Genomic DNA, 14,893 nt, shown 5'->3' on the forward strand with positions numbered 1-14,893 from the left:
CTCCGAGGGCGGGGAAGCCTAGCCTGACGTGCTGAGATGTCCCCCGTGACGTCCTCCCCGCACCCCGTCCACCTGCGCGTGCCCCTCGGCTGGCGTCTCTACCTGGGGTTGTTCGGCGTCGTCTGGCTCGCCCTGCTGTCGACGTTCGCCGTCCAGGCCGTCCGGGGCGGGCAGCCCGGCGGGGTCGCGGTGATCGTCATGATGTTCCTCGTCGGCGAGGCCCTCGTGCTGCGCTCGGTGCGGGCCCGGGCCACGGCGTCGGGATCCACGCTGACCGTCCACAACGTCCTCTCCACCCGCCGGCTGGAACGCGCGCAGGTCGAGAGCGTCCGCGTCGGGCGCCCCACGGGGAACCCGGCCCGGCTCGGGCAGGTCCTGACCGTGCTCGACCGCTCGGGCGGCCTGGTCACGATCGACGCGTCGATGCGCACGACGTTCACCGCCGGCGGCAGGCAGGCGCTGGAGGAGCAGCGCGAGGCCCTGGAGGCCTGGCGCCGCTCCCGCTGAACCGCAGCGGTCAGGGGACGATGAGGCCCACGGTCCGGCTGCGCGCACGCTCGAAGCGCGAGGCCGCGTCCGCCCAGTTCGCGACGTTCCACCAGGCCTTGACGTAGTCCGGCTTCACGTTCTTGTAGTCCAGGTAGAAGGCGTGCTCCCACATGTCCAGCACCAGCACCGGCACCAGACCCAGGGCGATGTTGGACTGCTGGTCGTAGAGCTGGACGTTGACGAGCTTCTGCCCGATGGAGTCCCAGGCCAGGATCGACCAGCCGGAGCCCTGGATGCCCAGCGCGGTGGCGGTGAAGTGCTTCTGGAAGCCCTCGAAGGAGCCGAAGCTGTCGTCGATGGCCGCGGCGAGCTCACCGACCGGCTTGTCGCCGCCGTCGGGGCTGAGGTTGGGCCAGAAGACGGAGTGGTTGACGTGTCCGCCGAGGTTGAACGCGAGGTTCTTCTCGTGCAGGTTCACGGTGGCGAAGTCGTCGCTGGAGCGGGCTTCGGCCAGCTTCTGCAGGGCGGTGTTCGCGCCGGCCACGTAGGTGGCGTGGTGCTTGTCGTGGTGCAGCTCCATGATCGCCCCGGAGATGTGGGGTTCGAGCGCGGAGTAGTCGTAGGGAAGGTCCGGAAGCGTGTAGCCAGTCGTGATCGCCATGCGGACGACCCTGCCCCCTCCAGCGCGCTGGAGGTCAAGCGGGGGCGACGGTGATCTCCGCGGTGAGCGCGCGAGAGACGCACGGCATGACGGAGCGGGCACGTTCGTCCTGGGTCAGGACGAGGTCGCGGTGGTCGGCCTCCCCCGCCACGAGACCCAGCCGGCAGGTGCCGCAGGTACCGGACTCGCAGGAGGAGTCGACGTCGAGCCCCTCGGCGCGCAGGGCGCTCAGCAGCGACCGGTCGGCGGGGACCTCGACCCGGGCTCCGGTGGGGGCCCAGACGGCGGTGAACGGGACCGGGCGAGCGCCGAGGGCGTCGACACCGGCGAAGTCCTCGACGTGGATCCGGCTGGGGCGCCAGTGCATCGTCAGGGCGAGGACCTCGTCGATGAGCGCGGTCGGCCCGCAGCAGTAGACGCGGGTGTCCGACGCGTCGCCGCCGTGGGGGTCGGCGAGGTACGGCCACAGGTCGAGGCGGCCGTGGGTGGAACTGTGGTGCAGCAGCGACCCGTCGGCGCTGAACTCGTCGAGGAACGCCGTGTCCGCGGCGCTGCGGCTGAGGTAGAGGACCTCGATCTCCGCGCCGCCGCGGGCCCGCAGTTCCCCGACCATCGCGCGGATCGGGGTGATGCCGATGCCACCGGCGATGAACAGGTAGCGCTTCGCCCGTTTGAGCGCGAAGTTGTTGGCGGGCCAGGTGACCTCGAGGACGTCGCCGACGCGGACGTCGTCGTGCAGGCTCACGGAACCACCCCGGCCGCCCGCGTCGCGACGCACGCAGATCGCGTACTCGCGCGGGGCCCGGGAACCGGCGTCGACGAGGCTGTAGCTGCGGCGCGGGCCCGCGGGGGTGGTCACGGTGACGTGGGCGCCGCCGCGGTAGCCGGGCAGCGCTCCCCCGGCGGGATCGCGCAGGACGAACCGGGTGACGTCGCGGGTGAGGTCGGCGCGTTCGGCGACGAGCAGGTTCAGGACGTCAGGCAACGCGTTCTCCCACGGTGAGTTCGGCCCCGTCGTGCAGGGTCCCGCCGTCGAGGACCTCGGCGTAGAAACCCATGGACTCGTGGCCGTAGGTGGTCGAGAGCAGTTGCGGGACGGGCAGGTCGCGCTTCCCGGTGCCGGGTTCGACCTCGGTCGCCGCGCACCGGACGGTCCGCTGGGTACCGCGGAACCGGACGTCGCCGAGGGTGAACTCCCGGTCGACGAGGTCGAACTCGCTCCACGCCGCCAGACCCTCGAGGTGGACGTTCGCGCGGAACCGCAGCGGGTCGACGTCGTGCCCGACGCGGGCGGCGAGGTCGCGGACCGATCCCAGGTTGACGAAGGAGACGAACTCCATCGCGCGGTCGGAGCCGTGCGCGGTGTCGGTGAACCGGCGTCCCGGTTCGCGGGCGACCACGGGTTCGGTGCCCGGCGGCAGGTCGAGGACGCGGGCGTAGAAGCTCCGCAGCTCCGCCAGTCCTCCGTCGGTGCCCAGGTCCGCGGTGAGGACCCGGTGGCCGCGGACGTCGACGGTGTAGACGCCCGACGTCGGTTCCAGGTGGGTGCTCAGCCCCGCGAGGCGGGCCTCGGCGACGAGGACGAAGAACTCCCGCTTGGAGATGCCGTGACCCAGCCCGGGTTCGTAGGCCCCGCCCGGCCGGGCCAGCGCGATCGTGCGGTCGAAGGGGACCCCGCACCCGGCGGTCAGGTCGACGTGGGTGAGCGGCTGCGGCGTCATGCCCTTGACCGGGTAGACGAAGAGTCCCTCGACGCGCGCTGCCACGGCCCCAGGGTAGCGAGTGTCCGGGGCGCCCCTCAGCGCTCGTGGCGCAGGACGGCCAGCGACGGTTCCCGGTCCCGCTCGATGTGGGCGAAGGCCAGGGCCTCGGACATCCGGACGTCACCTCTGGCGACCGCCGCTGCGAGTTCGACGTGGTCCTGGAAGGCGTTGTGGACGTCCAGCTCGGAGGTCAGGTGGAAGAGCCACTGGACCCGCCCCGACACCGACCGCATGGAGGCCTGCATGAGCACGTTGCCCGTCATCTCGACGACGACCTCGTGGAAGCGGGTGCTCGCCTCGGCGATGCGGTAGGGGTCGCCCTCCTCGACGACGCGGTGGGAGTGCTCGACGGCGTCCTCCAGCGCCGCGGTCGACGCCCCCGCCGCGACGGCCCGGGCGGCGTGGCCGGCCGCACCCACCTCGAGCACCTCCCGCAGGTCGAAGAGGTCGTTGACCAGCTGGGTGCTCCACGTCGTCACCACCGCCCCGCGCTGGGGAGAGGTGACGACGAAACCCTCCATCTCCAGCATCGGCACGGCCTCGCGCAGCGGAACCCGGGACACGCCCAGTTCCTCGCCGATGCGGCGTTCCACGAGCTTGTGGCCCTGGGGGTAGTCCCCGCGGATGATGAGTTCGCGCAGCCGCGCGTGGATCTGGCGGGAGAGCGAGGGCGGCTCACTGGGTGCGGCAGTCATCAACCTTGTTCTTCCGGGGTCGTCGTTCTTCCGAGGGCCTCGCGCCTGCGACGGCCCGGTCCACCGGACCGGGCCGTCGCGTCGAACCTAGCGGCCCGACGAACTACTTCTCGAGACCGAGCTTGCTGAAGTCGAGCTCGTTGGCCCCGATGTTGTGCGATGCGGCCACCCCGGTGAGCCACTTCTGGGCGAGGACCCAGTCCTTGTTGTAGGAGAGGTTGTAGTAGCACCCCGTCTTGGCGTACTCCTCCGCGGCCTTGACGTAGAGGGCGTCGTCACCGGTGGCGACCGCCTGGTCGAGCTGGGCGTTGACGTCGGCGACCTCGCAGCCGAAGTAGTTGATCCCGCCGGAGGCGTCCCAGAACACGTGACCCCACATGTACGGGGACCCACCGTCGGGGCCGTTGTTGCCGTCGAAGAACGCGTCCGGCCCCTGCGTGGGGTCGTTGATCCAGCCGAAGACCTGCGACGTCGGGTAGGACACCGCGGTCGCCTTCACGCCCAGCGCCTGGAGCTTCGCGGCCTGGATGTTCGCCATCTGCTCCGCGTTGGTGTTCCCGCTCGCGAAACCGATGGTCATGGCCGTTCCCGCCGGCAGGGTCTTGGCGTAGGCGGTGAGGACGCTGGGGTCGTAGGTCAGTTCCTGCTTGTCGGCCCCACCGGGGATCATGCCCTTGGCGTACAGGGTGGTCGCCGGTTCGGACCGGCTGCCGAGGACCTGGTCGACGAGGGACTTCTGGTCGATGCTCTGCAGGAACGCCAGTCGCGCGTCCTGGTCCTTGAAGAAGTCCTTCGAGGGGTTGAGCGTCACGAGCGCGGACTGCAGGGTCGGGAGCATGTAGCTGGCGTAGTCGGTGGACTTCTCGTACTTCTTCAGGCTGGAGGACGGCAGCGCGGCGACGACGGCCGACACGTCCCCCTGGTCGAAGGCCAGCTGCAGGGCCGAGACGTCGGAGTAGATGGGGAGTTTCACCGTGGTGAACGGCGACTTGTCGCCCCAGTACCCGTCGTACTGCTTCAGCGTCCAGGACGTCCCCGGCTGCGCGTCGGAGATCGTGTAGGGCCCGGTGCCGACGTCGTGGGTCTGCAGGTAGGTCTGCGCGTCGTCGGACCCGGCGTTGCTCTGCAACGCGGTCGGGGACTCCATCTTCGGCCCGAACGGCGAGGCGAGGTAGTCCAGGAACGCGGAGTTCGCCGCCTTGAGCGTGACGACGGCGGTGAGGTCGTCGGGGGTCGCGACGTCCTGGACGCCCTCGACCATGTACGCCGCCCCGCCTTCGACGGCGATGCGACGGTCGAAGGCGACCTTCACGGCGGCCGAGGTGAAGGGGGTCCCGTCGTGGAAGGTCACCCCGTCACGCAGGTGGAACGTGTAGACGGTGTTGTCCGCGTTGACGTCCCAGGACGTGGCGAGCCGCGGCGCGATCTCGACGGAGTCCTTGTCGTTCGCGTACTGCACCAGCCCCTCGTAGGTGTTGAGGACGATCGCGAGCCCGTTGTTGGCGTAGTAGACGTCCGGGTCCGGCGGCTGGCCGATGTCCCCGAGCAGACCGACGGTCAGGGTCCCGTCGGTGGGGGCGGCGTTCGCGGCCCCCTGGTCGTCACTGCTCCCGCCGGAACAGGCGGAGAGGGCGATCAGCGGGACGGCGGCGGCGGTGGCCAGCAACGTGCGCGTCCGCCGGCTGAACGAGCTGAACCTCATGGGTTCTCCTCAGGTGGGGGGTGGGGAGTTCGGGGGTGAGGGGGGAAATCAGGCGAGTCGCGGGTCCGCCGCCGTCTGGAGGACGTCGGCGAGGGTGTTCACGACCACGTAGACGGCGCCGAGGACGAGGGTCACGGCGGCGATGGCGGGGTAGTCCGAGGTCGGGATGCTGTTGGCGAGGTAGTTCCCCATCCCGGGCCAGCTGAAGACCTTCTCGACGACGACGGTCCCGGCGAAGAGGAAACCCAGCTGCAGGCCCGCCATCGACACCGACGGGCCGATGGAGTTGCGGACCACGTGCCGCGCGAGGACGCTCGCCTCCCCGAGTCCCTTGGACCGGGCGGTGCGGACGTGGTCGGCGGCCAGGGTGGTCTCCAACCCCGACCGCAGGATCCGGCCGATCGCCAGCGCCGGGGCGATGGCCAGCACGGTGGCCGGCAGGACGAGGTGCTGGAGTTCCGACCCGGGACCGCCCTCACCGCGCCCGGACCCCGGGAGCCAGTCCAGCCGGGCGTAGAACAGGATGATCCCGGCCAGCGCCAGCAGGAACGGTGGAGCCGTGGCGGCCACCAGCAGCACCCCGCGGTAGACGCCGGCGAACCGCCAGCGCAACGCGGCCGAGGCCGCGAAGAGGGTCGCGAGCAGCAGGGCGACGACGAAGGAGGCCAGCACCAGTTCCAGCGTCGCCGGGAACGCCGACGCGAGGTCGGTCGCCACCGGGCGGTGCGTCCGGTAGGAGGTGCCGAAGTCCCCCCGGACGGCGTGCCCGAGGAACCGCAGGAACTGCACGGGCCACGGGTCGTCGAGGCCGAGCCGGTGACGTTCGGCGTCGACGGCCGCGCGGGAGGCGTTGGCCCCCAGCGCGGCCCGGGCCGGGTCCCCGGGGGAGATCTGCTGCAGCGCGAACACGACGGCGCTGAGGACGAGGAGCACGGCGACCAGCGCACCGAGCCGACGGACCACGAAGCGCAGCACGGGGTTCACCTCCGGGTTCCGAGCAGGGTGCGGATGCCGTCGCCGGCGAGGTTCGCGACGAGGCTGAGCAGCAGGACCGCCGCGCCGGGGACGACGGGGACCCACCACGCGCTGAGCAGGAGCTGGGTGTTCGCGGCGGTGTCCGCCCCGAGTTCCGCGGCGGGCGAGGGTTGTCCCAGGCCGAGGAAGGAGAGTCCGGCCAGCAGCAGGACGACGTTGCCGATGTCCAGGCTGGCGGTGACGACGGCGGTGGGGACCGCCCCCGGCAGGACGTGGCGCAGGACGAGGCGTGCCCGGCCCACCCCGGCGACGCGGGCGGCCTCGACGTGCGGACGGGTGACGATCGAGCGGACCTCGGACCGGATCAACCGGGCGTAGTAGGGCCACCAGACGATCGACATCCCGAGCAGGGTGTTGCGCAGACCCGGCCCGAGCGCCGCCACGAGGGCGATGGCGACCAGCGTCGAGGGCAGCGCCAGGAACAGGTCGGTGAGGCGCATCAGCACCGTGTCGACCCAGCCGCCGGCCACCCCCGACGCGACCCCGACGACCCCACCGACGAGCAACCCGATCGCGACGACGGCGAGGGCGGAGAACCACGAGGTCTGCAGGCCGAAGAGGGTGCGGGAGAGGATGTCGCGGCCGATGGAGTCGGTGCCCAGCAGGTTGCCCGCCGACCCGAGGGGCAGTTGCGGGGCGGCCACCGGCTGGATCGGGTCGGCCGGGGCGAGGAAGCGGGCGAACACCGCGAGGACGGTCAGCGCGCCCAGCAGGGCGACGAGGAACCAGGCGAGCCGGCGGCCGCTGCGACCGCGGCCGGTGACGACCGGGACCGTGAGCCGGCGGGTGACCAGGACGGAGCTCACGCGACCACCCCGATCTCGGGGACGGAGGCGACGAGCGCCCGGGTGTAGGGCTCGCGGGGGTTTCCGATGACCGCGTCGGCGTCGCCGAGCTCGACGATCCGGCCCGCTTCGACGACGGCGATGCGGTCCCCCATCAGCCGGGCCACCGCGAGGTCGTGGGTGACGAAGAGGACGGTCATGGCGAGCTCCTCCCGCATGTCCCGGATGAGGTTCAGGGTCGTGGCCGCGAGCGAGGCGTCCAGGGCGCTGGTCGGTTCGTCGCAGAGCAGCACGGCGGGGCGCAGGATGGTCGCCCGGGCCAGGGCGACCCGCTGACGCTGTCCGCCGGAGAGGTCCGCGGGTCGTGAGCGGGCGAGCGAGGCCGGCAGCGAGATGGCCTCGAGGGCCGCCGCGACCCGGCGGTCGGCCTCGGCGCGCCCCAGTCGCAGCGGGGCGAGGCGTTCCCGCAGCGTCTCCCCCACGCTCAGCCACGGGGTGAGCGAGGAACCGGCGTCCTGGAACACCATCTGGGCGCCGCCCGCGGCGACGGTGATGCGCCCGGAGCGGACGGGGACGAGGCCCGCGATCGCTCGCAGGATCGTCGACTTGCCGGAGCCGCTCTCGCCGACGATGGCCAGCGCCTCCCCCGCGGGGACGCCGAAACCCACCCCGCGCACGGCCTCGACGCTGCGGCGCCGGCGCCCGTGACCGACGGTGTAGGTGCAGACGACGTCCTCGAGGAGCACCGCGAGGTCGTCCGACACCCGCGCGGCCCGCACCGGGGCGGTCGCCGCGACGGTCACGGACCGCGCCACGTCCTCGGTCGGGAACCAGCACGCGGCGCCGTGGTCCGCGCTCGGCCGGGAGGCGTCGAGGTCCGGGGTGTCGGTGGTGCAGCGCGCCACCGCCAGCGGGCAGCGGCCCCGGTAGGCGCAGCCGTGCAGACGTTCCGCGGGGGTCAGGGTGTCGCCGGTCAGCGTGGGCAGCCGGCGGTCCTTGGCGACCTGCAGCGAGAGCCGCGACCGCAGCAGACCCGCCGTGTAGGGGTGCGAGGGTTCGTTCAGCACCTGCTCGGTGGGGCCCACCTCGGCGAACCGGCCCGCGTACATGACGGCGATGCGGTCGGCGATCTGCGCGGCCACGCCGAGGTCGTGGGTGATGAGCAGGACGCTGCAGCCGTGGTCGTCGCGCAGTTCGCGCAGCAGGTCGAGCAGCTGGGCCTGCACGGTGACGTCGAGCGCCGTCGTCGGTTCGTCCGCGACGACGAGGGCGGGACGGCCCGCCATCGCGATCGCGGCCATGACGCGCTGGCGCAGACCTCCGGAGAGTTCGTGCGGGTAGACCCGGAACCGCAGTTCGGGTTCGGGGACACCCATCGCGCCCAGCAGGGCGATCGCCCCCGGACGGTCCTGACCGGCTTCGACGATCTGGCGGCCGACGCGCATCGTCGGGTTCAGCGAGGTCATCGGGTCCTGGAAGATCGCCCCGAGCGCGCTGCGCCGGGCCTGGCGTCGTGCGGTCTCCGTGCCGTGGGCCATGTCGGTGTCGAGGACCCGCACCTCGCCCGTGACGTGCGGGCGGGCGGCGTCGGGCAGCAGCCCGAGGACGCTCAGCGCGAGCATGCTCTTGCCGGAACCGGACTCCCCGACGAGGCCGACGATCTCACCGCGGGCGATGTCGAGGTCGACGCCGCGCAGCACCTCCGAGCGCACGCCGTCGCGTTCCAGGGACACGTGCAGGTCCCGCACGGTAGCCGTGGGGTTCACGCGACTCCTCCCCCGACCCGTTGCGCCGCAGGCAGGTGCGCGGCGATCGCCCGGGGCTGGGTGAACCAGACGCGGTCGCGGTGGGCGCTCAGGTGCCGCAGCGCCCGGTCCAGGGCGCGCAACCGGAACGGGGCACCGGAGATGAACGAGTGCAGGACGACGCTCATGACCAGGGGCTGCTCCTCGGAGCGTTCCAGCAGTTCGTCGAACTCGTCGACGATCATGTCGGCGAACTCCCCGGCCGAGGCGCCGCGGCCGACGACGGTCGTGCTGTCGTTGACCTCCAGGGCGTAGGGCAGGGCGAGGATCGACCCGGACACCGTCGCGATCGGCACCGGCCGGTCGTCCAGGCGCAGGTCGAGCAGGTACCGGTACCCGGTGGCGACGAGGTTGTCGAGCGTCGAGGTCGTGTGGGTCAGCCAGGGGCTGGACCAGCCGCCGGGCGCGGTTCCCTCCTCCGCCGCGATGCGGGCGGCGACGGCCGCGAGGTAGTCCGCCTCGCCGGCGGCGGACATCCCCTCGAGGGAGTCGGAGTTGGAGATCCCGTGGCCGACGAACTCCGCACCGAGGCGCCGCGCGGCCTGGAGGAGTTCCGGGGCGGTGTCGTAGAGGGCGGTGTTCAGCAGGACGGTCGGCGGGATTCCCGCGCGCTCGAGGCGTTCCAGCAACCGGAACGCACCGACGCGGTTGCCGTAGTCGCGCCACGAGGTGTTCACGAGGTCGGGGGCGCCGACCTCGGGGACGATGTCCTCGGTGCGGCCCGCGCCGAACCGGTACTCCTCGAGACCGAGGGCGACGTAGACGGCCAGGCGGCGGCCGTCCGGCCAGTCCGGGCCGGGGGCGGCGGTGATGGGCTGGTACTCCCAGACGGCGTGGCCGGGAGACTTCTCGTCGTGCGTCATGCGATCCACCTGTTCATTCCGACGTCGGTGCGGGCGGCCCGGCGGACCACGGCGTCGTAGGCCGGGAGCAGGGCGTCGGCCGCGGCCCACGTGCGTTGGAGAGCGGGAAGACGGGCGGCGTGCAGTTCACGCGCCTCCGCCAGCAGTTCGGTCTCGTCCACGGAGACCACCCGGCCGGCCTCGGCGACGACGTGACCGGCGACGAGGGTCATGGCGACGCTGCCCCCGTTCTCGCAGTAGACGAGCTGGCCGCGGAGGTCGTTGAAGGGGGTGAACGCGGGGGCGTGCAGGTCGAGCAGGAGGAGGTCGGCCTGGGCGCCGACGTCGACGCGACCGATCCGGCCGGTCTGGCGCATGGCCGCCGCGCCGCCCTCCCAGAGGGCCTCGAGGACCTCGGTGGTGCTGGGCCAGTCCTCGGCGTCGAGCCCCGAGACGTTGTGCACGAGCCCCGCGGCCTTGACGACGCCCCAGGTGTTCACGGTGTCGTCGCAGATCGCCTCGTCGACGCCGAGCGCGATCGGGATGCCCCGCTCGCGCATGGCCCGGAACGGCATGACCCCGCTACCCAGGCGCAGGTTGCTGACGGGGTTGTGGGCCACGACGGCGCCCGCGTCGGCGATGAGGTCCAGGTCGTCGTCGTCGACCCAGACGGCGTGGATGACGTTGACCCGCTCGCTGAGCAGCCCGAGGTCGGCCGTGTAGCGGACCAGGCTGCGGCCGGCGAAGCGTTCCTGCCCGGTGCCTGGCACCGAGAGCGCCCGTTGCACGCGGGTCTCCAGGAAGTGGGCGAACAACGGGAGGTCGTGACGGCGGCTGAGGTCGTCGAGGGCCGCGAAGTACTCGGGGCTGACCCGCTGGGGGGCGGAGATCGACACCGCGGCCGTGAGCCGGCCGCCGTGGCTCCCGTGCCAGTTCCCGACGAGGTGGTCGTAGGCCGCGAGGAGTTCCGGGGCCGCGGCCGGGGCGGGGGTGTTCAACGCCGCGGCGAAACCCTCGTCGGCCCCGGCCAGGAACGGGAGCTTGTCCGCGTCCGGGAGTTCGGGCTGGTCCAGGGCGACCGAGGCGCGGATCCCGCTGTCGGCGTAGGCCTGCATGACCGCGTCGATGATCTCGGGGTCCGGGGTCGGCATGAGGAACGCGTCGTCCTGCACGCTCGTCGTCCCGGTGCGCAGCATCTCCAGCGCGCCGAGCATCGTGCGCAGGTACGCCTCCCGCGGGGTCGGCGTCAGGGCCGGGTCGGCGGGGGACTCGTAGAGCATGAACGTCTCGAGCGGACGGCTGCGGAACGCGCCCTTGAGGTGGTTCGCGGGCGAGTGGAAGTGCGCGTTGACCAGACCGGGGACGAGGACGTGGTGACCGGCGCCGTCGACGGTGCGGGCGTCGGCGGGGGCGAGTCCCCGCGCCTGCTCCCCGATCGCGGCGATGACGTCGCCGTCGACGAGGAGGTCGGTGGGGCCGACCATCGCCGAGGGCTGGGCGGGGGCCCAGACCAGGACATCGGTGAACAGGACGCTCATCCCCACACCTCGCTCGTGGTCGGGGAACCGACGGGTTCGGCCCAGGTGTTCGCCCGGGAGGTCGTGAGGCCCTGCGCGAGCAACCCCTCGAGCGCCGTGGTCGCGGCGGCGACGCCGTCGATCACGGGAACCCCCAGGGCCGCGCGCAGACCGTCGACGAGGTCGGTGAGGCCGGCGCAGCCGAGCACGACGGCCTCGGCGCGCTTCGCCACGAGGGTCTCGCGGGCCTCGCGGGCGAAGGCGTCGAAGGCGGGTCCGGCGCCGGTCTCGATCTCCGCGACGGAGACGTCGACGGCACGGACGGTGCAGCGGTGCGCCAACCCGAGTTCCTGCACGACGCGGTCCGTCATGGCGATCGTCCGCGGCGGCATGGTGATGACGCTGAACCGGTGCGCGAGCAGCGAGGCGGCCTGCAGCGCGGCCTCCGTCATGCCGACGACGGGTCCGTGGGCGAGTTCCCGGGCGGCCGGCAGACCGGTGTCCCCGAAGCAGGCGATCACGTAGCCGTCGACGCCGTCGCGTTCACCCCGTTCCACCTGTTCGAGGATCCCGGCGGCGCCGAACACCTCGTCGACGTGGGTCTCGACGGTGGCGGGGGCGCGGCGGGAGCAGGTGGCGCTGACGTGCGTGTCGGGGCGGGCGACGGCACGGGCGGCCGCGAGCACGACCTCCGTCATGGCGACGCTGGTGTTCGGGTTCAGGACCCGGACGTGGCTCACGCGAGGCTCCCCAGATCGGCGAGGTCGGCGAGGAGACCGGCGACGCCGTGGCCGCCGATCGCGACCCGGGCCGCGGCGGCACCCGCGCCCGCCGCCTCGACCGGATCGGCACCGGCGACGTGCGCGGCGGCGAAACCCCCGCAGAACGCGTCGCCGGCCCCGGTGGAGTCGACGGGGACGACGGCCTCGGTCGGCAGGAGGACCGTCCGGTCGGCGGTGGCGATCACGCAGCCGCGTTCGGCGGTCTTGACGACGACGACGTCCGGGCCGGCGTCGCGGAAGATCTCCGCCGCCCGCTCCAGATCGGTCGTGCCGGCCAGGGCGACGGCCTCGACCTCGCTGGGCAGGAAGACGTCGCAGGTCGCCAGCAGGTCCAGGAGTTCCCGCTCGTTCCCCGCGACGTAGTCCTCCTGCAGGTCCAGGTAGATCGTCGCGTCGGTCTGCGCACGCAGCCACGGCCCCAGGGTGAGCTGGGAACGCAGGCTCATGGCCGAGACGAGGATCCCGTTCGCGGACAGCGCTTCACCCGTGACGTCCGCGGGGTACACGGAGAGGACGTCGAAGGCCTCCTCACCGCTGAGCAGGTGCCAGGTGCGCGACCCGTCGGCGGCGTACTCGACGCGGTTGCGCACGGTCGGGATGGTCCGCGGCCGGCTGGTCTCCACCCTGATGCCGAGTTCCGCGACGGTTCCCAGCAACGTCGACGGCAGGTCGGAACCCATCGGCGCCAGCATCCGCACGTCGGTGAGCGTGCGACGCGCGGCGAGCGCGGCGAAGAGGGCGTCGCCGCCGAGGGCGGTCGTCTCCCGTCCGTCGATGACGAGGTCGTCGATCGTGAGGTTCCCGACGCAGAGCAGCGACGCGTCAGTCACCGGGGTTCTCCGCTGCGCGGAACTGCGCCATGGCCAGGAGGTAGCCGGTGAGCTGCGCGGGGAGGACGGTCAGCAGCGGGCTGAGCGCCTCCGGGACCGCCGGAACGGTGATCACCCGGTCCGCGACCTCGTCGAACCCGGTCACCCCCTCGGTCGTGATGACGTAGACGCGACCCCCGAACCGCTTGGCCTCGGCGGCGGTGTGCACGGCGCGCGGCACCGACGGGCCGGCCGGCGCGATGATCCAGATCGGCTCCCCCGCCTTGAGGGAGTTGTAGTGGTGGAACTCCTCGACCTGGACCGCCTCGGCGTGGTCGGGGGTGCACTCCTTGACCTTGGCCGCGCCGATGACGGCGGAACCCCAGCTCGGGCCGGCCGCCGAGAACAGGAACGTGTCGGCGTCCCGTTCCCGTTCGGCGATCACCGCGAGGGGTTCCTCGACGTCGGCGATGACGCGTTCCATGAGGTCCGGGACGCGTTCGAGGTGTGCCGCGAGTTCCTCCGCTCCGGGCCGGCCGGTGGTCCGACCGACCCGGACGGCGAGGTCGAGGAGCAGGGCCAGGGCCGTCGTGGAGGACTGGGTGGGCCAGCCGACCCGCGTGGCCTTGAGCAGCAGGGTCCGGCCGCACTCGGCGTCCAGCGTCGAGCCCGGGGTGTTGGTGATCGCGACCGTGAGGGCGCCGGCGTGCTGGGCGACCAGGGCCGCCTCGACGGTCCGCGTCGTCTCACCAGAGCTGGAGAGGGCGATGACCAGGCTGCGCGGGGTGAGCAGGGGCGCGAGGTAGTAGGCCAGGTCGAGGCTCTGCGCGGGTTCGCAGGGGACGCCGAGCATCTGCTCGAGCGTCTGGCGGGCGGCGATGGCGACCGCGAGGGAGTCCCCGGCACCGGTGACGAACACGCGGTCGAGGTCGTGCCCGGCGATCAGCCCGGCGAGCTCGGCGAGAGCCGTGTCGTTGGCGGCGAGGGTCTCCCGGATCCGCTCCGGCTGGGCCAGGAGTTCCGGGTAGGTGGCCTCGTCGCGGGCCCGCCGCTTCGGGTCCAGCGGGTGGTCGCTGGGCAGGGCCACGATCGAGGCGTGCTCGGCGGCGGAGACGCGCTGGACGACCTCCTGCTGACGGGCGTCGAGGGGGCTGTTCGGGCCGATGAAGGGGCTGGGGGGCGTGCTGGTCACAGGGGGCTCCGTCTGGCTGGATCGGTCGTTCACGGGGTTCCCGTCGGGAGGGCGGCGCCGAAGCGGGCGGCGACCTCGGGGTCGACGCGGGCGTCGGGGGCGCTGGAGCGCTTGATGGCGCTGCCGAGGATCGCGCCGTCCGCACCGGCCACGGTGGCGTCGATGGTGGCGAGGGAGACGCGCCCGCCGACGACGAAGGGGACGTCGGGGACGAGCGCGCGCAGCTCGGCGATGTCGGTGAGGGCGTCGGGCACGCCGCTGTCGCGGGTGACGACGAGGACGTCGGCGCGGCCGAAGTCCCGGGCCTCCCGGGCGGCCCACCCGGGGGTGGAGGCGAGGGCGAGGCTCGTGGCCTCGTGGACGTCGGCCCAGACCTCGACGTCGGCACCGATCCGCCGCCTCACCGCGGCGACGTCGTGCGCGCAGCCCTCGATCCAGCCGGTCGGGCCGATCGAGACCCCGGTGAGGACCTTCACCCGCACGAACCTGGCTCCGACGGCGTGGGCGATCGCGACGGCGCTCGGTCCGTCGTTGTGGCCCACGACGACCCCGACAGGGAGGTATACCGAGTTGGTCACGGCGGCACCCACCACCGAGAGCGCGGCGACGGTGGGAGCGTCGACCCGGACGGCCTGCGGCATGTCGCTGGCGTCCTGGACCATCACGTGGGTGAAGCCCGCCCGTTGCAGGACAAGGGCATCTTCGACGGCGCGAGCGGCGATCTCGCGGACGGGAGTGCCGGCGTAGTTGACGGCACCGGGTAGCGGCGGCAGGTGCAAGACCCCGACGAGGCGGAACGAGGAGGACACGAGCTGG

15 protein-coding genes are annotated in these 14,893 nt (G+C 72.7%); 1 reads left to right on the forward strand and 14 read right to left on the reverse strand.

What is annotated here, in order from left to right; all coding sequences use genetic code 11:
- Positions 1-45: 45 nt before the first annotated feature.
- A complete protein-coding gene (locus OG218_RS06010; protein ID WP_328292294.1) occupies positions 46-507 on the forward strand; it encodes a hypothetical protein in 462 nt (153 codons plus the stop codon).
- 10 nt (positions 508-517) lie between these two features.
- Here OG218_RS06010 and OG218_RS06015 read toward each other — a convergent pair whose 3' ends face one another.
- From OG218_RS06015 to OG218_RS06080, 14 genes are all read right to left on the reverse strand, one after another.
- Positions 518-1,150, reverse strand: coding sequence for a superoxide dismutase (locus OG218_RS06015; RefSeq protein ID WP_328292295.1), 633 nt, complete (start codon positions 1,148-1,150; stop codon positions 518-520).
- 34 nt (positions 1,151-1,184) lie between these two features.
- Positions 1,185-2,135: a PDR/VanB family oxidoreductase gene (locus tag OG218_RS06020; protein ID WP_328292296.1), complete on the reverse strand. Its 951-nt coding sequence runs from the start codon at positions 2,133-2,135 to the stop codon at positions 1,185-1,187.
- Positions 2,128-2,916, reverse strand: coding sequence for an MOSC domain-containing protein (locus tag OG218_RS06025; RefSeq protein WP_328292297.1), 789 nt, complete (start codon positions 2,914-2,916; stop codon positions 2,128-2,130). Before OG218_RS06025 ends, OG218_RS06020 begins: the two co-directional genes overlap by 8 nt.
- A gap of 32 nt (positions 2,917-2,948) precedes the next feature.
- Positions 2,949-3,608 carry a GntR family transcriptional regulator gene (locus tag OG218_RS06030; protein ID WP_328292298.1) on the reverse strand — a complete coding sequence of 220 codons (660 nt, stop codon included), beginning with the start codon at positions 3,606-3,608 and terminating at the stop codon, positions 2,949-2,951.
- Between the two features lie 103 nt (positions 3,609-3,711).
- Positions 3,712-5,310: an ABC transporter substrate-binding protein gene (locus OG218_RS06035; RefSeq protein ID WP_328292299.1), complete on the reverse strand. Its 1,599-nt coding sequence runs from the start codon at positions 5,308-5,310 to the stop codon at positions 3,712-3,714.
- Positions 5,311-5,358: 48 nt separating this feature from the next.
- Positions 5,359-6,285, reverse strand: a complete 927-nt coding sequence (locus OG218_RS06040) for an ABC transporter permease (protein WP_328292300.1) — start codon at positions 6,283-6,285, stop codon at positions 5,359-5,361.
- A gap of 5 nt (positions 6,286-6,290) precedes the next feature.
- Entirely contained in the window at positions 6,291-7,151 is an 861-nt protein-coding gene (locus OG218_RS06045; protein ID WP_328292301.1) for an ABC transporter permease, read from the reverse strand.
- Positions 7,148-8,896, reverse strand: coding sequence for an ABC transporter ATP-binding protein (locus tag OG218_RS06050; protein ID WP_328292302.1), 1,749 nt, complete (start codon positions 8,894-8,896; stop codon positions 7,148-7,150). Before OG218_RS06050 ends, OG218_RS06045 begins: the two co-directional genes overlap by 4 nt.
- Positions 8,893-9,798, reverse strand: a complete 906-nt coding sequence (locus OG218_RS06055) for a polysaccharide deacetylase family protein (RefSeq protein WP_328292303.1) — start codon at positions 9,796-9,798, stop codon at positions 8,893-8,895. Before OG218_RS06055 ends, OG218_RS06050 begins: the two co-directional genes overlap by 4 nt.
- Positions 9,795-11,315 carry an amidohydrolase family protein gene (locus OG218_RS06060; RefSeq protein ID WP_328292304.1) on the reverse strand — a complete coding sequence of 507 codons (1,521 nt, stop codon included), beginning with the start codon at positions 11,313-11,315 and terminating at the stop codon, positions 9,795-9,797. The genes OG218_RS06055 and OG218_RS06060 overlap by 4 nt, the downstream gene beginning before the upstream one ends.
- Entirely contained in the window at positions 11,312-12,034 is a 723-nt protein-coding gene (locus OG218_RS06065) for an aspartate/glutamate racemase family protein (protein WP_328292305.1), read from the reverse strand. The genes OG218_RS06060 and OG218_RS06065 overlap by 4 nt, the downstream gene beginning before the upstream one ends.
- Positions 12,031-12,906, reverse strand: coding sequence for a carbohydrate kinase family protein (locus tag OG218_RS06070; protein ID WP_328292306.1), 876 nt, complete (start codon positions 12,904-12,906; stop codon positions 12,031-12,033). Before OG218_RS06070 ends, OG218_RS06065 begins: the two co-directional genes overlap by 4 nt.
- The gene (locus OG218_RS06075) at positions 12,899-14,077 is read right to left on the reverse strand and encodes an SIS domain-containing protein (RefSeq protein WP_328292307.1); all 1,179 of its coding nucleotides are present in this window, start codon (positions 14,075-14,077) and stop codon (positions 12,899-12,901) included. The genes OG218_RS06070 and OG218_RS06075 overlap by 8 nt, the downstream gene beginning before the upstream one ends.
- A gap of 29 nt (positions 14,078-14,106) precedes the next feature.
- Positions 14,107-14,886 carry a BtpA/SgcQ family protein gene (locus OG218_RS06080; RefSeq protein ID WP_328292308.1) on the reverse strand — a complete coding sequence of 260 codons (780 nt, stop codon included), beginning with the start codon at positions 14,884-14,886 and terminating at the stop codon, positions 14,107-14,109.
- Between the last annotated feature and the right edge of the window lie 7 nt (positions 14,887-14,893).

Source organism: Kineococcus sp. NBC_00420, assembly GCF_036021035.1.
Lineage (GTDB): Bacteria > Actinomycetota > Actinomycetes > Actinomycetales > Kineococcaceae > Kineococcus.

Bases quoted from the DNA above. Each gene is read 5' to 3' on its own strand.
- OG218_RS06015 (WP_328292295.1), bottom strand. From the start codon at position 1,150: ATGGCGATCACGACTGGCTACACGCTTCCGGACCTTCCCTACGACTAC.
- OG218_RS06035 (WP_328292299.1), bottom strand. From the start codon at position 5,310: ATGAGGTTCAGCTCGTTCAGCCGGCGGACGCGCACGTTGCTGGCCACC.
- OG218_RS06060 (WP_328292304.1), bottom strand. From the start codon at position 11,315: ATGAGCGTCCTGTTCACCGATGTCCTGGTCTGGGCCCCCGCCCAGCCC.
- OG218_RS06030 (WP_328292298.1), bottom strand. From the start codon at position 3,608: ATGACTGCCGCACCCAGTGAGCCGCCCTCGCTCTCCCGCCAGATCCAC.
- OG218_RS06055 (WP_328292303.1), bottom strand. From the start codon at position 9,798: ATGACGCACGACGAGAAGTCTCCCGGCCACGCCGTCTGGGAGTACCAG.